Genomic DNA, 19,247 nt, shown 5'->3' with positions numbered 1-19,247 from the left:
GAAAGGCCGCCCCGACTCGGGGCGGCCTTTCTCTATTTCAGGCACTATTGATATTGCGCGTGTACATGTCACGCCAGCTGACGAGGAGTACGGCACGATGGCCGATAAGCCAGAAGAATCAGACGAGAGTCGACGTTCCGATTCGCAACGGAACCGCTCTGCGAACACAGGGCGCCCTCCGCGCAACAGTTCTGGAGGCGGCTCCAGGGATTCGCGCGAGCGAACTTCCGGAGGTCGTAGCGGTGATCGCGGCGCATACTCTGGCGGTCAACGTGACAGTCGAACGGGTGGACCCTCGGGCTCTCGTGGTGGCTACGGCTCAAGCCGCGGCAGTGCCGACCGTCGTGAAAGCGATCGAGGCTACCGCGGGCGCGAGGGTGCTGCAGGAGGGCGTTCCGGCGGCCCGCGTCGTGAAGGCGAGCGCCCCACCAGTGACCGGCGTGACGGGCAGCGCACCTATGGCGGATCGTCGAGATCTACTGGGAGCGGTGGCTCCCGGGGTTCGAACGGGTACTCGCGCGGAGACAGTTCACGGTCTGGCGCGCCGTCTCGTGGGGGCTCGTCCTATGGAGGGCCGCGCCGTGAAGGCGAGCGCCCCGGCGGTGACCGTCGAGGTGGCGAGCGCTCCTACGGCAGCCAGCGGGGGCCAGCGAGGTCCGGTACAGGCAGGCCTAATGGTGGCCCGCGCAATGAGCGCGGCGGAAGTGACCGCCGAGATGGCTACAACAACCGCGGTCGCTCCGAACGTGATGACCGCCAGGGTGGCGGTTGGAAGCGTGACCAGGTGCGTCGTGATGACCGTCGCAATGAACGCGAGGACGGCTCACGGCGTTCAGATCGGACCACCACCGCCAAGCAGGTGGTTGATGTACCCGACATCCCCGAGGAGATTTCGATCGGTCAGCTCGATCGGACCGTACGTGCGCGCCTACGAACCCTCAGCAAGGACAACGCTGAGGACGTGGGTCGGCACCTTGTGATGGCCGGGCTCTACCTGGAGCTCGACCCCGAGCTGGCCTATAAGCATGCTCAAGTGGCCGTGGCACGTGCAGGGCGCGTAGATGTGGTGCGAGAGGCGGGGGCTGTGGCTGCGTACGCAACGGGACGCTATGCCGAGGCGCTTCGCGAGTTCCGTACTGTGCGTCGGCTTAACGGCTCCAATGAACATCTGGCACTCATGGCTGACTGTGAACGCGGGCTTGGCCGGCCCGAGCGGGCAGTAGCGTTGGCACGGGAGCCCGAGGCCGCACAGCTCGAGCCTGCGGCCAAGGCTGAACTCGACATTGTCGTTGCCGGTGCCCGAATGGACATGGGCGACGGCGAGGCCGCTCTTTTGGGTCTCAGCCGCATCGATGCGCTCGATGACAATGTTCAGGTCCAGTTGGATACCGCCCGTGCCACTGTCCTTCGTTCGCTCGGGAGAACCGACGAGGCCGAAGCGGTTGAGGCGACGTTGCCAGCCGTCGCGCCGGTCAAGGATCCGTGGGCTGACGACATTACGCTCTATGACACCGCTGAACTCGATGATCCGGATGAGGTCTCCGAGGTGAGCGAAGAACCCTTGAAGGAGTCGGACGACCAGTGATGAGTGATCTACTCGGCAGTTCGGGTCCGCTCAGCGTCACCCACGATGCAGCCCTCGTGGATCTCGACGGTGTCGCGTATCGCGGCCCCTATGCGATCCCGACCGCGCCTGACGCTCTCGCGTCGGCAAAGATGTCCGGGATGCGGTTGGTGTTCGTCACCAACAATGCCAGCCGTGAACCGTCCTCGGTCGCTGCGCACCTCACGGAGTTGGGGATGCCAACCGCCGAGCACGAGGTTCTCACCGCGGCACAGGCGGTGGCGCTGATGGTCGAGACGGAACTTGATCCGGGCGCCCGCATCTATGTTGTCGGCGGCAAGGGTCTGCGTACTGCGTTGGTGGACGTGGGTATGACATTGGTGGATTCCGCCGACGATGCCCCGGACGCTGTGGTGCAAGGATTCTCGCCTGATGTGTCGTGGAAAGAACTTGCTGAAGCCTCCTACGCCATTAGGCAGGGCGCAAAGTTCTTCGCCTCGAACATGGATCTGACGATTCCTAACGATCGGGGCGTTGCGCCTGGCAACGGATCCCTGGTTAACGTAGTGATGACTGCCACAGGCGTGACTCCACCGAGTGCAGGCAAGCCAGCTCCCGAGATGTTTCGCTTGGCCGCCCAGCAAGCCTCAGCCGCAAGGCCGATGGTGATTGGTGACCGTCTCGACACCGACCTCAAGGGCGCGCGTGCCGCGGGATTCCCCGGTTTACTTGTCCTGACGGGCGTCAATGACGGCCGGGACGCGGTGCTCGCGTCACCCGACGAACGTCCGGCGTACATCGGACGAGACCTGCGGTGCTTGATGGAGGTGCACCCGGAACCCAAGGCTACTGAGGAGGGATGGCGGGTAAACGAGTCTGTCGCGACCGTGACCGACGGTGTCTTGTCAGTGTCGGGCGGCACCGATCTTGACCGGGTACGGGCCTCATGCGCGGCTGCGTGGCATTTCGTTGACAGTGGCGGAACACTCAGGGTTGAGTCGCTTCCAGACCTGGGCGTATCCTGAACCTATGAGCGACTTCTCCGAACAGCGTGAGCCATTAGGATCCGTCGAGTACCCTGCAGAGGTCCGTGAAGCACTGCGGTCTGTGACGGAACTGCCTTCGGATTTGTCCGAGCAAGCCGACTTCTTCGACAAGATTCAGTCGTCGCTGTCGCACCGTCTCCGCGAGGACCAGTAGCAGGCTCGATGCGGCTTGATCGCACCCTCCATGCTCGAGGGCTCGCGCGTTCGCGTTCTCACGCTCAACAGCTCATTGACGCTGGTGCCGTCTCCGTCGACGGGCGTACGGCGGTAAAGCCCTCGCTAGCAGTATCCGACGACGCCTTGATTGAGGTTGATCAGGAGCAAGGACACTTCGTATCCCGGGCAGCATTCAAACTCTTGGGTGCGCTGGACGCGTGCCAACCACTGGGGCTTGACGTGGGTGGGGCCCAGGCGCTCGACGCGGGAGCCTCGACGGGAGGCTTTACCCAGGTCTTGTTAGAGCGTGGCGTGGCTCACGTCATCGCCGTCGATGTGGGGCACGGGCAACTAGCGCCGGCGCTTGGTGACGACGCACGCGTTGAGTCTCGTGAGCGCGTTAACGTCAAGGACTTGGACGCAGGCAGTCCCGGAGCAGGCGTGTCGTTGGTCGTGGGGGACCTTTCCTTTATCTCGCTCACGCATGTGATCCCTGCGTTGGTCCGTTTCGCTGCGGAAGATGCAGATTTTGTCTTGATGGTGAAGCCACAGTTCGAAGTAGGCAGAGGTGCGCTGTCGAGTCGCGGAGTCGTGACGGATTTGGCGAAGCGCCGTCAAGCGGTGTTGGCAGTGGCTCAAGCGATGATTGATGTGGGCCTCACGATCCACCATGTGGAGCGTAGTGACTTGCCCGGTCCTCAAGGGAATGAGGAATTCTTCGTATGGGCATCCGGATCATGGCAGGGTAGGGACCAGGAACACGAGATGCGCCCCATGTTGTCGGGCAATGCTCTGAAGTCTCACATCGCCCAGGAGGTGAACGGAACCGCATGAGTCGTGCTGTGGTGGTGATTTCAAACCCACACCGTCAAGAGATCATTGAGGCTGCGACCCTTGTCGAGCGCACGTTAACTGACCTGGGGATGACCGTTCTTCACGAGTTCGATAGCGCTGGTGACATTGAGGTGGCGCTCGTTCTTGGCGGTGATGGAACGATGCTGCATGCGGCGCATGTCATGCATGGCACGGGGATCCCCCTCCTCGGAGTCAATCTTGGGCGCGTGGGATTTCTTGCTGAACTTGACCGCGATGATGTCGTGGCCGCCGCTCGCCGGCTCGCAGCGGGGGAGTACACCGTAGAAGAACGTGGCACCTTGCAGGTACGGGTAGTGCGTGCCGACGGTAGCGTCGAACAAGGTTGGGCGCTCAATGAGGTGACGGTTGAACGAGCGGAGCCAGTGCGCACGCTCGAAGTCACGTTGGCCGTCGACAATCAGCCGCTGTCGTCGTTTGGGTGCGATGGAATGGTGATCTCGACGGCGACGGGGTCAACCGCCCACGCGTTCTCAGCAGGCGGACCAGTAATGTGGCCCGATGTGGATGCGTTGCTGTTCGTGCCGTTGGCTGCCCACGCGCTCTTTGCTCGTCCCCTTGTTGTCGGTCCCCGCTCGCGCTTCGCGATCGAGGTCGTATCGACATCTGATGCTGCAGGGCAAGTGGTGCTCGATGGCGCACGCGCGATCGACGCAGGTCGCGGCTGTGTGATCGAAGTCTTCAAGGGAGATACTCCTGTCAAGCTCGCACGTATGTCTGATTCGCCGTTTACTGAGCGTTTGGTGAAGAAGTTCTCGCTCCCTACGGAGGGGTGGCGCGGAGAGCGAGCGCGGCTGACCCCCATCGGTCGTGAGATGGACGGCCAGGACTCTGCTACGCCGCGTGAGGTGGCCCCCGAAGCGCCGGACGAGGACGGCTGATGCTCCACGAACTGTCCATTGCTGACTTGGGAGTGATTGAATCCTCTCGGATTGCTCTTGGGCCTGGCCTCACCTGTGTCACTGGCGAAACCGGTGCGGGTAAGACCATGGTTCTCACCGGTTTGGGTCTTATTCTTGGCGCCAAAGGTGTCAAGGCGACTGTCAGGGAGGGCGCCCCAGAAGCACTCGCAGAGGCGGTTCTCGACATTCCTCGCGATTCTGAGGCGTCGGCGCGTCTGCACGATGCGGGAGTCATGATTGAGGACGACGGAACTGTGGTCGTGGCTCGGACCGTTGGCGCTGAAACCCGGTCGCGCACCGTCGTAGGTGGGAGAACCGTTCCGTCTGCGCTCCTAGCCGACCTCGCATCGTCGCTTGTCACCGTTCATGGACAAAGCGATCAGGTGCGCCTTCGATCGAGTGCTCGCCAGCGTGCGACCCTCGATGAATACGGTGGCGAGCAGCACTCTCGAGTGCTCGCTTCATACACTGATGCTTGGCTGGCGTGGAACGAGGCGCGCGCAGAGCTCGCTGAGATGGAAGCAGGGGCCGAGGCGCAACGTGCTGAAGTCCTGAGGTTGCGTGACGATGTCGCCGCCATTGACGACATCGCTCCGCAGCCGGGAGAGGACGCGGCGCTCGAGGCGCAGGTGCGGCTGCTCGAAAACGGCGAGAACGTGCGCGTGGGTGTGGCAGCCGCCCATGAGGGTTTGACCGGGGATCACGATGCGGCCGCCGTGACAACGTTGGAGGCTGCACGACGCTCACTGGCAGACGCCGCCCAACATGACGACACACTTCAAGAGCTAGAGCAGCGACTCGCCAGTTTTGTCTACGGGGCGACCGACGTTGCCACCGAGCTCGCGATGTACATCGATGGGATGGAGTCCGAGCCGGGGCGGCTCAACGAAGTGCACGAGCGTCGGTCGGATATCTCAGCGCTGCTGAGGCGCATCGGCGTTGCGAATCTCGACGCGCTACTGAGCTACGCAGACGATGCTCGCGTGCGTATCGAAGCCGATGACAACTGGGACGAGACCTTAGCGACCAGGCGTGAACGCGAACGGGAGACACGGGACGCTCTCGAGGCGCTCGCAGGACAACTGCATCAGTCACGAGTGTCTGCTGCGCAATCGCTCGGCGGCGCAGTCGATGAGGAACTCGCACAATTGGCAATGCCTGACGCGGAGATGAAGGTGCGCGTTGAGTACACGGAGCCGATGGCCCATGGCGCCGACAACGTCACGTTCACGCTCGCTGCCCACCCGGGAGTACAGCATCGGCCGATCGCCGATGCCGCTTCCGGTGGCGAGCTGTCTCGCATCATGCTTGCCCTCGAAGTCGCTCTCTCTGACGTCGCGTCCGAGACTCCTCACACTTTTGTGTTTGACGAAGTCGACGCGGGAGTCGGCGGGCGCGCTGCGATCGCTGTCGGTAGCCGACTCGCAGCCTTGGCGCGTCACCACCAAGTGATCGTGGTGACCCACCTGGCACAGGTGGCAGCATTCGCCGATGCGCACGTCGTCGTCTCGAAGGCGACCGACGGGTCTATCACTCGGACCGACGTATCCGCTATCGACGGTGAACGACGGATCGAGGAAGTGGCACGCCTCCTGTCAGGGCAGGACTCATCAAGTACCGCACGCGCCCACGCAGTTGAGCTGTTGGAGGCCTCCCGCGTGGCACGATGAGGATCATGAGTCGTTCCTCTCACACACGGGACGCGGACGATGGCACGCTTGCCGGCCCCGCACGCCTAGATCCTCAGCCCATGACTCTCGCGCGCCGCTTGCGTCCGGGAGACGTGGCCGTCATCGACATGCTCGACCTTGACCAAGGCTCGGCAGAGGTTTTGGTGGCACGCCAGCCCGTTGCAGTAGTAAACGTGAGCCAGTCCATCTCCGGTCGCTATCCCACTGGTGGTCCAAGGGTCCTCTTGGAGGCCGGGATCCCCCTCGTCGACAATGTCGGGCCTGCCGTTATGGATGTGAAGGACGGAACTTCGATCACCATCGACAACGGTCGCATCGTCGTCGATGGTAGCGAGGTCGCTACTGGGACAGAGCTTGACGTCGAGACCGTCGTCGACGCAATGCGAGGTTCGGCCGAAGGCATGCGGGTGCAGCTGCAGATGCTGACGTCTACCGCCATGGAACAGATCGCCCGCGAAGGTGACATTCTTCTCGAAGGCCAGGGTCTTCCCGAGACGGGTGTCGACTTCACCGGTCGGCATGTCGTCATTGTGGCGCCCGGATACCAGCATCGGCAGCAGCTCACCGAGATCCGCCGGTACCTCCGCGACAAGCGCCCCCTCGTGATCGGGGTTGGCCCCGGCGCGAACGCTGCCAAGGACATCGGCCCGGCCGCCACGATCATCGTCGGCAACGTCGACACCGTCGACGAAGAGGCCCTCACCTCAGCCAGACACGTGGTGCTGCACGATCCCCAGGGAACCGATGCGGGGCTGATCCGAGCGGAGGCCCTCGGCATCGACCATTCCCACGTTGACTCGACCCTGTCTGCCGCTGACATTGCCATTCTTCTTGCGCACGCCGGAGGAGCGGAAGTCATCGTCACGGTCGGAGTGGAGTCGCGCCTCATGGACTTCCTGGAACGTAGCCCCGCTACTGCGGCCGGCACGCTGCTGACACGTTTGCGTGCAGGCGGCACCATGGTGGACGCGCGGACTCTCGCGCTGGTCTACCGTCATCGATACAGTTCGTGGGCGCTTGTCGGAATGGTGCTGGCAGCAGTCACTGCGCTAGCCGCCGCGCTGTGGGCGACTCCAGGGGGCCGCGAGTGGGTCGAAACCACCTGGAATGCACTCACCAGTTGGATCGGCGGCGCAGCATGATCGACTTCAGATACCACCTCGTCTCACTGACAGCCGTGTTCCTCGCCCTCGCCGTGGGCATCGTTTTGGGTTCGGGGCCCATGCGGGACGCACTCACAGGGAGTCAGACCGAACAGATCGATCAACTCAACGCCGAAGTCGCCGAGGCTCAAGAATTGGTCGAGGAGGAACGGCAGCAGGCAGCCGCTGGTGAGCAGTATGCCGATCAAACAGCGCCACGCGTTCTTGCCGGAACGCTCGAGAGTCAGTCAGTAGCGAGCATCGAAGTCGCGAAGCCGGACAGCGCCGATGCTGAGGGTGTGCGCAGCCGTCAGGTTCAGGCCGGTGCGTCGATCTCGGCGAATGTCACGATCACCGAAGAGTGGACGAACCCCGACCAGGTCGCCTTCCGCAGCTCTTTGGCAAGCACGCTCACACCTCAGGTGATCGGAGCGTCGTCAGAAATGACCTCGACTGCGGTCCTCGCACACGCGTTGGCGCAGGCCCTGATGCCCGGTGCGGCACCGTCCGGTGAGGACCCGGCTGATTACACTGCGGGCGCGCAAGACCGTGCTGACACGCTTTGGGACCTCCTGGCTGAGGCAGGGCTCGTCAGCGGGACAGTCACCGACGTCTCGACGGCAGTGACAATGATCGCAGGTCCGGTTTCTGATGAGTCAGCCGAACACTTCGCGGTCTACGCAGAGATTGTGGGAGTTTTGGGTGAGTATGCGACGGGAACCGTCGCGACGTCGGGAGATCCTTCTCCCGGAGATCTCGCGACGTCAGTTGCGAACTCTCCTCAGGCATCGTCCCTGGTGAGCACTGTGACATCCGGAACGGGATACTTCGGACAGCTGTCGACGGCGCTTGTGCTCGCCGAGAACATCGGCGGCAATGTGGCCCAGTATTCGGCGGGTGCGGATGCCTCATACGTACCGACACCCTAAAAATTGATGCGATTACGCGCCCGTGATGCCCCGGTGACTGTTAGAGTTAAAGCCCGTGGAGCGATCTAGAAACTCGTCCGGTACGGACCATGTCACACGGCACATCTTCGTCACAGGTGGGGTAGTTTCCTCCCTTGGCAAGGGCCTCACCGCATCTTCCTTGGGACGCCTGCTGCGTTCACGCGGGCTCAGGGTCACGATGCAAAAGCTCGATCCCTACCTGAACGTGGATCCGGGCACCATGAACCCCTTCCAACACGGCGAAGTCTTCGTCACCGAAGACGGCGCCGAGACCGACCTGGACATCGGCCACTACGAGCGCTTCCTCGACGTCAAACTCTCCGCGAGTTCGAACGTCACGACCGGTCAGGTGTACTCACAAGTGATCGCGAAGGAACGTCGCGGCGAGTACTTGGGTGACACCGTGCAGGTGATCCCGCACATCACGGATGAGATCAAACGGCGCATGCGCGACCAGGCAGGCCCCGACTGTGACGTGATCATCACCGAGGTAGGCGGAACCGTCGGTGACATCGAGTCGCAGCCGTTCCTCGAAGCAGCTCGACAGATTCGCCACGATGTGGGTCGCGACAACGTGTTCTTCCTTCACGTGTCGTTGGTGCCGTTCATTGGCCCCTCTGGAGAACAAAAGACCAAGCCGACGCAGCACTCGGTGGCGACACTGCGTTCGATCGGAATCCAGCCTGACGCCCTCGTGCTTCGTGCTGACCGCGACATCCCCGCTTCCGTCAAGGCCAAGGTCGCACTCATGTGTGACGTGGAGAACGAAGCAGTCGTGACGGCAAAGGACTCGCCGAGCATCTACGACATTCCTAAGGTCCTGCACTCTGAAGGCCTCGATGCCTACGTTGTACGCCGCCTGGACCTCCCATTCCACGACGTCGAATGGGGTGCGTGGAACGACGTCCTCGAACGTGTGCACCGTCCACAGCATTTTGTTGAGGTCGCATTGGTGGGCAAGTACGTTGACCTTCCCGACGCATACCTGTCGGTCTCCGAGGCTTTGCGCGCAGGTGGATTCCACCACAACGCGAAGGTTCGCGTGCGCTGGGTCGCGTCCGATACGTGTCAGACCCCCGAAGGTGCAGAAGAAGCGCTCTCTGGTGCGGACGCCATCCTGGTCCCCGGAGGCTTCGGTGTACGCGGCGTCGACGGCAAGATCGGGGCACTCCGTTGGGCACGCGAAAACCAGGTGCCGACGCTCGGAATCTGCCTGGGTATGCAGACGATGGTCATGGAGTACGCACGAAACGTGCTGGGCCTCGACGGAGCCTCGAGCTCGGAGTTCGACCCTGAGACCCCGCACCCCGTGGTCGCCACGATGGAAGAGCAGCGACAGATCGTCGACGGCGGGGGAGACCTCGGCGGCACCATGCGCTTGGGTGAGTACCAAGCAGTGCTCAAAGAAGGGTCTGTGGTCGCCGACACGTATGGCACCACCACCGTCGGTGAGCGCCACCGTCACCGCTATGAAGTAAACAACACCTACCGTGCCCAGCTTGAAGAAGCAGGCCTCGTGGTGTCAGGTGAGTCGCCCGACCGTGAATTGGTGGAGTTCGTGGAACTGCCACGCGAGACGCACCCGTACTACGTCGCCACCCAGGCACACCCCGAGTACCTGTCTCGACCCACCAAAGCCCACCCGCTGTTTGCTGGACTTATCGGCGCCGCCATTACCGCTCAGCAATCGGCGTAGACAGTGGAAGAACTGTGTGACACGCCCCGTTCCGCACCGGTGATCTCTCGTACGCGAGGGTTCACTGGTGCCGTGTGGGATATCGACTCGGACGTGATCGACCTTGGCGATGACGAGCGCGTCACACGCGACTATGTGCGGCACACCGGTGCCGTAGCGGTCATGGCGATGAATGAGCGCCGCGAGGTTTACCTCGTCAAGCAATACCGGCATGCAGTGCGCGCCGAGTGCTGGGAGCCACCCGCGGGGCTGCTCGACATGCCCGGCGAAGACCCACTTGAGGCTGCGCGCCGTGAACTCTGGGAAGAAGCCGATCTCACCGCATCGCAATGGGACTTGCTGATTGACGCGTACACGTCGCCTGGCGGTTCCACCGAGGCAATACGCATCTTTCTTGCGCGTGATCTAGTCGAAGTCCCGGAGGCGGAGCGCTTCTCGCGGGAAGCAGAAGAAGCCCAGATGGAGGGCGCCTGGGTGCCCCTCGATGAGCTGATGGCTGCGGTGCTCGAGGGACGGGTCCATGGCCCCACGACGGTCATCGGCGCTTTTTCGCTTTCCGAGGCGTTGCGTAGCGACGGTGCGACATTGCGACCGGCTCAGAGCGATTGGAACCGGCCGCCCGCGCGCGACGCTCAGAACTCGGAAACTGCCTAGTCCATAGCTGGAGTGCCGGCAACGGTACCGGTCGCAGAGCTGCTTGCGACCGTGCGCGTTGCTTGGCCTGTCGCGACCAGGTGTCACGAAGTTGCACCACGCTCGTGAGCATCCGCACGCGACGAAGAGCAGTGAACTACGGTTGTCGCCATGGTGGATTCCCCTTTGGCAGAGCAGCGAGCGGTGATCGGTGACGCCGCTCTGTTAGTACTGCGCTCGCATGGCGTTGCTGGCATGACGGTCCGTCGCGTAGCGGAAGAGGCGGGCTGCTCAACCACGGGCGTGTATACGTGGTTTGGCGGCAAGCAAGGGCTACTTGATGAGCTCTTCATTCAAGGATTTTCGGACTTCATGTGCACCGTCTTCCCTCAGGAGCAGTCGTTGCCGCTTGTGCAGGCCTCCTCGCGCTACCGGCGATGGGCTCTCGACCACTCTGACGAGTACCTACTAATGTTTGCTGCGCGTGCGTCCGGTTACAGTCCAGGGTCAGTGGCGTGGGAGGCTGCCGATGCGGCCTACGGTGCCCTCGTGGAGGCCGTCGCTGGCGAGGCAGGAAGTAGCCAAGACTCGCCATTGACAGTACGCATCGCGGCTCAACTGTGGGCTTTCCTCCATGGACGCGTCATGTTGGAGCTGGCCGGGCCGCCCGAGCAACCGCTCGAGCCCGAAGAGGTGCTCCTCTCCGGCGTCGATGTAGTCCTGGCACAGATTCGCTAGCGCAAACTCGCTACGAGCGCGGTAGGGCCGGGTCGTCTGCCGTCTTGAGCAGATAGTGAGTTGCGGCATGGGCCGCAGTAAACAGGCCGATGCCCAGAAGGTGCACTGCGACGAGGACTTCCGGCAAGCCAGTGAAGTACTGGACGTAGCCCACCAGGCCTTGGGCGGCAGTCACACAGGCGAGGACAATCCATGCCCGACGAACCTCGTCACGGTCACCTTCAGAATGGTCGCGACGCACGCGCCACACGAGGACGATGAAGAGCGCGAGGAAGATCCACACAGCTGCTGCGTGTGTTCGCGCGATCAAGGCTGGGTCGAGTGCAAGGCGTTCCGTTGCCTCAATATCGCCCGAGTGTGGTCCCGCTCCTGTGGTGAGCGCACCGAGGAACACAATGGCAAACACTGCGATCGCGATCGCGCGCTGATGCCACATCACCGATGATCCTGATCTGCGCGGTGCTCTCCGATATGTGAGCGAGAGCCATACGGCGTACCAGACCAGCCCGGCGGAAAGCATGAGATGCGGTGCCACCACCAGTGGGTGAAGCTCCACCAACACGGTGATTCCACCGACGACCGCCTGAATGATGATCCCGATTCCGGGAATCAGCCCCCACCACTTGAGGTCGGGACGTGAACGCCACACCGCAATCGCGACGCCTAAGGCGACAGCCGCGAGCACGAAGGTCAGCAGCCTATTGCCGAACTCAATCGCGGGGTGGAACCACTGTTCGGGGTGGAAGTCAGGTGTGAAGCTTCCCGGCTCGCACTGAGGCCACGTCGAGCAACCCAGGCCTGAACCGCTGAGGCGCACAATTCCGCCCGTCACGATAATGCCTGCTTGCGTCGCAATGTTGGCAAGGATGAATCCGCGGCCGTGACGGGTGATCCAGTCGAGGACTGCCGTCCAGGCGCGGACAAGAGGGGAAGCCGTGCGGGAAGTCACCGTGCCATCCTAGTTTCGCGTGGGAGTGGTGATGGACATCGCCTGCTCACGAGCGGCCGAGGGACGTACCGTCGCTCGCTCCGGGATGTCTTCCACGTGCTGACAGGCACTGTCTCGTCCTGTCAGGAACACTCTCGTAGGCCTCCGCGTTACCGATGTGTGCGGCGTGTAGAGAGGTCGCCCGCTCGTCCCCAAGAAACCGAATTACGCAACACTGAGGTAAGGCTTCCCTTGCTTGCAGGGAACGAATTTAGCAACAAGAATGTTGTCTACTAAGAACACCATGACAACGGCACCAGTTGGGAGAGCGTCTTGACGGCAGACACCACACGCGACCGCGTGCTGGGGCTCATCACCTCGGCAGGCCCTATCACGGCATCGGCATTGGCCCATGAACTTGGTGTCACAGCCGCTGGCGTTCGACGCCACCTCTCGGCTCTCATCGCCGATGGCCTTATTGAGGACCACGAGCCTCCCGGCCAACACGCGCGCGGACGTGGCCGACCCGCGAAGTCCTACGTGGCGACTACCGAGGGACAGCAGTCGTTGACGGCCGCCTACTCGAGCGTCGCTGTAGATGCGGTGGCTTTCATGCGTGAGCATGGCCAACTCGACGAGTTCGTCGAATCCAAGGCCCGTGAACTTGAAGAACAACTGTCCGCGTCGATTCCCGAGGGAGCTTCGATCGAAGAGCGTGTGAAGTTGCTCTCCGACGGCCTTGCGGAGCAGGGCTATGCCACGTCGGTCCGCCCGGGCCCCGGCGGCTACACCGTTCAACTTTGCCAGGGGCATTGCCCCGTGCAGTCAATTGCCGAGGAGGCTCCCGAGTGGTGCGAGGCCGAGACCCGCGTCATTTCCCGCCTCCTTGACGTCCATGTCCAGCGCTTGTCGACTCTGGCAGGCGGCGCACACGTGTGCACCACGACCATCCCCGTCGCAATGGCGACGTCCCAGGAAGGATGACTATGAGCACCCCTACCGAAAACGCCCCTCAGGCGACTGACGATGAGATCATCGCGTCAATCGGCGGCTACGAGTACGGATGGCACGACTCTGATGAGGCCGGCAAAATTGCCGAGCGTGGCATCGACGAGTCGGTCGTTCGCAACATCTCGGCTCTCAAGAACGAGCCCGAGTGGATGCTGAACATGCGTCTCAAGGGCCTGAAGATGTTCGAGAAGAAGCCCTTGCCGCACTGGGGATCCGACCTCTCCGGCATTGACTTTGACCGCATCAAGTACTTTGTGCGCTCCACCGAGAAGCAGGCGACGACGTGGGACGAGCTCCCAGACGACATCAAGGAAACCTACGACAAGCTAGGAATCCCTGAGGCTGAGAAGCAGCGCCTCGTTGCCGGTGTTGCCGCTCAGTACGAGTCTGAAGTCGTCTATCACCAGATTCGCGAAGACCTTGAAGAGCAGGGCGTTATCTTCATGGACACCGACACCGCTCTCAAGGAGCACCCGGAGATCTTCGAACAGTACTTCGGCACTGTGATCCCCGTCGGCGACAACAAGTTCGCCGGCCTGAACACCGCAGTGTGGTCGGGTGGATCGTTCGTGTACGTACCTCCGGGCGTACACGTCGAGATTCCGCTGCAGGCCTACTTCCGTATCAACACGGAGAACATGGGCCAGTTCGAGCGGACGCTGATCATTGCGGATGAGGGCTCGTACGTTCACTACGTTGAGGGATGCACCGCGCCGATCTACTCGTCGGACTCGTTGCACTCCGCCGTGGTGGAGATCGTCGTGAAGAAGAATGCCCGGGTGCGTTACACGACCATCCAGAACTGGTCGAACAACGTGTACAACCTCGTCACCAAGCGTGCGACCGCTGCTGAAGGCGCGACCATGGAGTGGGTGGATGGCAACATCGGCTCCAAGGTCACCATGAAGTACCCCGCGATCTACATGCTCGGTGAGCACGCTCGTGGAGAGACGCTCTCGATTGCGTTCGCCGGCGAGGGCCAGCACCAGGACGCGGGAGCGAAGATGGTGCACGCGGCGCCCAACACCTCCAGTTCGATTGTGTCGAAGTCGGTTGCCCGTGGTGGCGGCCGCACCTCGTACCGCGGTCTGGTTCAGGTGCTCGAGGGCGCCAAGAACTCCAAGTCGAACGTGCTGTGCGATGCGCTGCTTGTCGACCAGATCAGCCGCTCCGACACCTACCCCTATGTGGACGTCCGTGAAGACGATGTTCACATGGGTCACGAGGCCTCTGTCTCCAAGGTGTCCGAGGACCAGCTGTTCTACCTGATGTCCCGCGGTATGGACGAGACCGAAGCCATGGCGATGATTGTGCGCGGGTTCGTTGAGCCCATTGCGCGCGAGTTGCCCATGGAGTACGCGCTCGAGCTGAACCGCCTTATTGAACTGCAGATGGAAGGATCCGTCGGTTGACCGTCACTGACCACTCACAAGCAACTGCCGACACCGCGCACAGCCACGGTCTCGGTACCCCCACCCCAGACGCATCGCGCGCCGACCGGCCCACCTCGTGGGACGTGGACACGTTTACCGTGCCCAGCGGCCGTGAGGAAAACTGGCGTTTCTCACCGCTCAAGGACATCAAGCCGATGCTCCAGGCAGAGGACACAGACGGTCACCTTGAGTGGGACATCCCCACTCTTCCTGAAGGCGTGACCATCTCGGATATCGACACCGCCGCTGCCCAGGAACGTTCCGTTCGCGCGCCAGGGGACAGGGCGTCTGCTGTAGCCGCTGCCCACTCTGGCGGCGCACGCGTGCTGTCGATCGCCCCCAACACGGTGCTGGATGAACCTCTTCAGATCACTGTGACGGGGACTGGACAGGACGTCCGTGGACACCTGCTCGTGGAAGCAGGCGCTTCATCCGAGGCGACCATCATCCTCGAACGCAAGGGCACCGCCACGTACTCGGAGTTCGTCTCCGTGGACCTCGCACAGAATGCTGGGCTCAACCTGGTGCTCCTGCAACTGTGGGACAACGACTCTGTTCACGCAGGTGAAGTGGTGGCGCGTTTGGGCCGCGACTCACGCCTCCGTGGATCTGTGGTGACGCTTGGCGGTAAGTCGGTACGCCTGAACACCTCCGCGGCATTTGCCGGCGAGGGTGCACGCGTCGACCTGTTCGGCCTGTACTTCGCTGACTCCGGCCAGCACCAGGAGCACCAGCTCTTCGTGGACCACGCGGTGCCGCGCTGCACCTCGCGCGTGACGTACAAGGGTGCACTCGCAGGCAAGACAGCCCGCACCGTGTGGATTGGCGATGTGCTGATCCGCAAGGAAGCCGAGGAGACCGACACTTACGAGCTCAACCGCAACCTTGTGTTGACGGATGGCGCGCGTGCAGACTCGGTGCCAAACCTCGAGATCGAAACCGGCGAGATTGCTGGCGCAGGTCACGCATCCGCGACTGGCCGCTTTGACGATGAGCAGATGTTCTACCTACGTTCACGCGGTATCTCGGAGGACCAGGCACGCAAGCTGGTCGTCCGCGGGTTCTTCGCTGACCTGGTGCAAGAGATTGGCGTCGCGAGCGTTGAGGAATCCCTCATGAAGGCCATCGACGCTGAACTGGACCACGTGAATGAGGAACTGGCCGAGGAGGACGCGTGAGCGAGCAGCTCGCCTGCATGGTCGCTGACCTGCAGCCCGGCTCTGCGATGGATGTCGAGTTGACGCTCGAGTCCGGCAGCGACACACCGGTGGCGATTGTCCGCAGCGACGACGGCGACTTCTACGCCATCGGCGGCATGTGTACCCACGGCGAAGTGCCGCTGGGTGAAGGCGACGTCGAAGGCTGCTTCATCGAGTGTTGGGCCCACGGCTCACGTTTCGATGCGCGCACAGGTGTCCCCGATGAGCTTCCGGCCATCACGCCCGTAGCGACCTATCCCGTACGTATCGACGGCGAGCGCGTGCTCGTCGACGTCGACAACCCCAAGTCTTAAGAAGAGTGAATCAAGGAGCATCATGAGCACCCTGGAAATCAAGAACCTCCACGCCTCCGTGGAGACCCCTGAGGGCACCAAGCAGATCCTCAAGGGCGTCAACCTGACCATCAACTCCGGCGAGACCCACGCGATCATGGGCCCCAACGGTTCGGGCAAGTCGACGCTGGCCTACGCCATCGCCGGTCACCCCAAGTACGACATCACCGAGGGCTCCGTGTTCCTTGACGGTGAAGATGTTCTCGAAATGAGCGTCGACGAGCGTGCCAAGGCCGGTCTGTTCCTCGCGATGCAGTACCCCGTTGAGGTTCCTGGCGTATCTGTCTCGAACTTCCTGCGTACCGCGAAGACCGCCATTGACGGCGAAGCCCCCAAGCTCCGTACCTGGGTCAAGGACGTGAAGGTCTCGATGGAGCAGCTGCGTATGGACTCGTCCTTCGCCGAGCGCAACGTGAACGAAGGCTTCTCTGGTGGTGAGAAGAAGCGTCACGAGATCCTCCAGATGGAGCTGCTCTCGCCGAAGATCGCCGTTCTTGATGAGACGGACTCGGGCCTGGACGTCGACGCACTGCGCATCGTCTCCGAGGGCGTGAACCGCGTCAAGGAGAACACGGGCTTGGGCGTCATGCTCATCACCCACTACACGCGTATCCTGCGCTACATCAAGCCCGACTTCGTCCACGTGTTCGTCAACGGCCAGGTTGCTGAAGAAGGCGGCCCTGAACTCGCCGAGCGTCTTGAGGCAGAAGGCTACGACCGCTACCTGGTCGAGGCGTAAGGACCGCTGACACCGATGCTGCTGCCCGACCTACGAGGAGACTTCCCGATCCTGGCCCGAACGGTCAGGAATGGGAAGCCCCTCGTATACCTGGATTCGGGTGCCACCGCACAGAAGCCGCGGGTGGTACTCGACGCTGAACGCGAGTTTTACGAGCGTCACAATGCTGCGGTGCAGCGCGGCGCCCACCTCATGGCCGAAGAAGCAACGGAAGCATTTGAGGGAGCCCGTGCCGCAGTAGCAGCCTTTGTTGGTGCGGACAGCGACGAGATTGTGTGGTCGGAGAACGCCACCGCAGCGCTGAATCTTGTCGCGAGTGGCATCGCGAACGCCTCGGCGGGTATTGGTGGTGAGGAGTCTGCCCGATTCCGCGTGGGTCCAGGTGACGAGATATGTGTCACTGAGACCGAACACCATGCCAACCTCGTTCCGTGGCAGGTGCTCGCCGCCAAGACTGGCGCGGCACTGCGCTGGATTCCGGTTGACGACGAGGGTCGAATGATCCTTGACGACCTTGAGACGCTCGTCAATGAGCGGACTCGAGTCCTCGCCTTTACACATGCGTCGAATGTCACCGGCATCATTTCTCCTGTGCAGGCCCTGGTGGCCAGGGCACAGGCCGTCGGAGCGCTGACCGTTCTCGATGGGTGCCAGTCGGTGCCGCACATCCCCGTCAATGTCAAGGCGCTCGACATTGACTTCATGGCGATGAGCGCGCACAAGATGCTCGGTCCCACGGGCATCGGCGCGTTGTATGGGCGCAAGGACCTGCTCGATGTGCTCCCGCCGTCGATCTTGGGCGGTGGAGCCGTCAAGGTCGTGACGATGGAGGAGACCAGCTGGCAGGCCGCGCCTACGCGCTTCGAAGCGGGCTCTCAACCTGTGGCGCAAGCCGTGGCTATGGGAGCTGCGGTGGGGTACCTCAGTTCTCTAGGTATGGACCGCGTGGAAGCTCACGAGCGTGAGATCGCCGCGATAATGCGCGAAGGTGTCGCTCAGATCCCGGGAGTGCGGCTCTTGGGACCTGTGGGAGATGCCAATGCGCGCGATGTCATCGGCGTTGCCGCGGTGTCAGTTGAGGGGGTCCACCCTCACGACGTCGGTCAGGTTCTGGACGATTCCGGTATAGCTGTACGTGTCGGGCACCATTGCACTCAGCCCCTGCATCGGCGATTTGGAGTGACTGGCTCAACCCGAGCCAGCGCACACGTGTACACGACCGCTGACGACGCACACGCCTTTGTCGAGGCGTTGGCGACCGTCCCTGCATTCTTCGGAGTGAATCGATGAGCAGTCTTGAACAGATGTACCAACAGGTGATTATGGATCATGCCCGTGAGGCTCACGGGCGAGGTTTGAAGGACCCTGGACTCATTCAGGTGGGGGAGTCGCATCAGGTCAACACCACGTGCGGTGATGAAATCAGGCTCCGCGTGGGACTGGACGGCGACACTGTTGCTTCCGTGTCCTGGGAGGGCCAGGGATGCTCGATTTCCCAGGCATCCGTCTCGGTGCTTCACGAACTCGTCGAAGGTGAATCCCTCGAGACTGCGGAAAAGACCGCTGAAGCATTCCGTGATTTGATGCAAGCCAAGGGCGAGGCCCTTGGTGACGACCGTGACGACCTGCTCGACGACGCAACGGCGTTTGTCGGTGTGGGCAAGTACCCAGCACGCATCAAATGCGCCATGCTGGGATGGATGGCTTTTAAGGATGCCCTCATCCAGGCACGAAAGGACCAGTCATGACTGAAACGACCACTCCTCCCAATGCGGCGGACGTCGAAGAGGCGCTGCGCGATGTCATCGACCCGGAGCTCGGCATCAATGTCGTGGACCTGGGCCTGGTGTACGGAGTTTCTCTCGACGAAAACCAGCACGCTGTTGTCGACATGACGTTGACCTCTGCCGCGTGCCCTCTTACCGACGTGATTGAAGACCAAGCTGGACAGGCGCTTGAGGGGCTTGTGAATGGCTACCGGATCAACTGGGTCTGGATGCCGCCGTGGGGTCCGGACAAGATTACGGACGACGGCCGCGAGCAGTTGCGCGCTCTGGGATTCAACGTCTAAACCGCACCAGATTTAGAGCGATCGATGGCCTGCGGCCCCGGCATCCACGCCGGAGCCGCGGGCCATCGGTGTGTGTGGCAGCGTAAACGGGCGAAGCGCATGAATCCGTGGCGTGTGAAGTT

20 protein-coding genes are annotated in these 19,247 nt (G+C 62.3%); 19 read left to right on the top strand and 1 reads right to left on the bottom strand.

The features are described 5' to 3' along the window. The 11 genes from AOP79_RS12005 to AOP79_RS10670 all read left to right on the top strand — a co-directional run. The coding region (locus tag AOP79_RS12005; RefSeq protein ID WP_236683402.1) for a hypothetical protein at positions 1-1,585 on the top strand (1,585 nt) is incomplete at its 5' end. Next, positions 1,585-2,589: an HAD-IIA family hydrolase gene (locus AOP79_RS10710; protein WP_062073407.1), complete on the top strand. Its 1,005-nt coding sequence runs from the start codon at positions 1,585-1,587 to the stop codon at positions 2,587-2,589. The genes AOP79_RS12005 and AOP79_RS10710, both read left to right, overlap by 1 nt. A 4-nt stretch (positions 2,590-2,593) precedes the next feature. Continuing rightward, positions 2,594-2,764: a hypothetical protein gene (locus AOP79_RS11840; protein WP_161794264.1), complete on the top strand. Its 171-nt coding sequence runs from the start codon at positions 2,594-2,596 to the stop codon at positions 2,762-2,764. An 8-nt stretch (positions 2,765-2,772) separates the two neighbouring features. Continuing rightward, complete coding sequence (locus AOP79_RS10705; protein WP_062073406.1) at positions 2,773-3,600, top strand: TlyA family RNA methyltransferase; 828 nt, start codon at positions 2,773-2,775, stop codon at positions 3,598-3,600. Further along, complete coding sequence (locus AOP79_RS10700) at positions 3,597-4,520, top strand: NAD kinase (RefSeq protein ID WP_082093572.1); 924 nt, start codon at positions 3,597-3,599, stop codon at positions 4,518-4,520. Before AOP79_RS10705 ends, AOP79_RS10700 begins: the two co-directional genes overlap by 4 nt. Beyond that, positions 4,520-6,211: a DNA repair protein RecN gene (gene recN, locus AOP79_RS10695; RefSeq protein WP_062073405.1), complete on the top strand. Its 1,692-nt coding sequence runs from the start codon at positions 4,520-4,522 to the stop codon at positions 6,209-6,211. The genes AOP79_RS10700 and recN overlap by 1 nt, the downstream gene beginning before the upstream one ends. Positions 6,212-6,216: 5 nt before the next feature. Then, positions 6,217-7,374, top strand: coding sequence for a putative cytokinetic ring protein SteA (gene steA / locus AOP79_RS10690; RefSeq protein WP_161794263.1), 1,158 nt, complete (start codon positions 6,217-6,219; stop codon positions 7,372-7,374). Then, entirely contained in the window at positions 7,371-8,303 is a 933-nt protein-coding gene (locus AOP79_RS10685) for a copper transporter (protein WP_062073401.1), read from the top strand. Before steA ends, AOP79_RS10685 begins: the two co-directional genes overlap by 4 nt. A gap of 55 nt (positions 8,304-8,358) precedes the next feature. Continuing rightward, a complete protein-coding gene (gene pyrG, locus AOP79_RS10680; protein WP_062073399.1) occupies positions 8,359-10,020 on the top strand; it encodes a CTP synthase in 1,662 nt (553 codons plus the stop codon). A 72-nt stretch (positions 10,021-10,092) separates the two neighbouring features. Beyond that, positions 10,093-10,674: an NUDIX domain-containing protein gene (locus AOP79_RS10675; RefSeq protein ID WP_236683400.1), complete on the top strand. Its 582-nt coding sequence runs from the start codon at positions 10,093-10,095 to the stop codon at positions 10,672-10,674. 150 nt (positions 10,675-10,824) lie between these two features. Continuing rightward, positions 10,825-11,391: a TetR/AcrR family transcriptional regulator gene (locus AOP79_RS10670; protein WP_062073397.1), complete on the top strand. Its 567-nt coding sequence runs from the start codon at positions 10,825-10,827 to the stop codon at positions 11,389-11,391. 10 nt (positions 11,392-11,401) lie between these two features. On the opposite strand, the gene AOP79_RS10665 is transcribed toward AOP79_RS10670, so the two are convergent. Continuing rightward, the gene (locus AOP79_RS10665) at positions 11,402-12,340 is read right to left on the bottom strand and encodes a COX15/CtaA family protein (protein WP_062073395.1); all 939 of its coding nucleotides are present in this window, start codon (positions 12,338-12,340) and stop codon (positions 11,402-11,404) included. Positions 12,341-12,652: 312 nt separating this feature from the next. Between AOP79_RS10665 and AOP79_RS10660 the strand changes: the two genes are divergently transcribed. Genes AOP79_RS10660 through AOP79_RS10625 form a run of 8 tightly spaced genes read left to right on the top strand, consistent with a single transcriptional unit; the run spans position 12,653 to position 19,125 of the window. Beyond that, positions 12,653-13,303, top strand: coding sequence for a helix-turn-helix transcriptional regulator (locus AOP79_RS10660; protein WP_062073393.1), 651 nt, complete (start codon positions 12,653-12,655; stop codon positions 13,301-13,303). Continuing rightward, positions 13,300-14,742 carry a Fe-S cluster assembly protein SufB gene (sufB, locus tag AOP79_RS10655; protein WP_201774459.1) on the top strand — a complete coding sequence of 481 codons (1,443 nt, stop codon included), beginning with the start codon at positions 13,300-13,302 and terminating at the stop codon, positions 14,740-14,742. The genes AOP79_RS10660 and sufB overlap by 4 nt, the downstream gene beginning before the upstream one ends. Continuing rightward, on the top strand, positions 14,739-15,941 hold the full coding sequence (sufD, locus tag AOP79_RS10650; protein WP_236683398.1) for a Fe-S cluster assembly protein SufD: 1,203 nt from the start codon (positions 14,739-14,741) through the stop codon (positions 15,939-15,941). The genes sufB and sufD overlap by 4 nt, the downstream gene beginning before the upstream one ends. Beyond that, on the top strand, positions 15,938-16,276 hold the full coding sequence (locus AOP79_RS10645; protein ID WP_062073387.1) for a Rieske (2Fe-2S) protein: 339 nt from the start codon (positions 15,938-15,940) through the stop codon (positions 16,274-16,276). The genes sufD and AOP79_RS10645 overlap by 4 nt, the downstream gene beginning before the upstream one ends. A 22-nt stretch (positions 16,277-16,298) precedes the next feature. Next, the gene (gene sufC / locus AOP79_RS10640) at positions 16,299-17,054 is read left to right on the top strand and encodes a Fe-S cluster assembly ATPase SufC (protein ID WP_062073385.1); all 756 of its coding nucleotides are present in this window, start codon (positions 16,299-16,301) and stop codon (positions 17,052-17,054) included. Positions 17,055-17,069: 15 nt separating this feature from the next. Beyond that, positions 17,070-18,344 (top strand): aminotransferase class V-fold PLP-dependent enzyme, encoded by a 1,275-nt coding sequence (locus AOP79_RS10635; RefSeq protein WP_062073383.1) that lies wholly within the window; start codon positions 17,070-17,072, stop codon positions 18,342-18,344. Beyond that, positions 18,341-18,802, top strand: a complete 462-nt coding sequence (gene sufU / locus AOP79_RS10630) for a Fe-S cluster assembly sulfur transfer protein SufU (RefSeq protein WP_062073380.1) — start codon at positions 18,341-18,343, stop codon at positions 18,800-18,802. The genes AOP79_RS10635 and sufU overlap by 4 nt, the downstream gene beginning before the upstream one ends. Further along, on the top strand, positions 18,799-19,125 hold the full coding sequence (locus AOP79_RS10625) for a metal-sulfur cluster assembly factor (RefSeq protein WP_062073378.1): 327 nt from the start codon (positions 18,799-18,801) through the stop codon (positions 19,123-19,125). The genes sufU and AOP79_RS10625 overlap by 4 nt, the downstream gene beginning before the upstream one ends. Positions 19,126-19,247 lie beyond the last annotated feature (122 nt).

Source organism: Demequina sediminicola (assembly GCF_000975055.1).
In the GTDB taxonomy this organism is placed as follows: Bacteria; Actinomycetota; Actinomycetes; order Actinomycetales; family Demequinaceae; genus Demequina; species Demequina sediminicola.
This window is presented reverse-complemented; position numbering and strand designations above follow the sequence as displayed.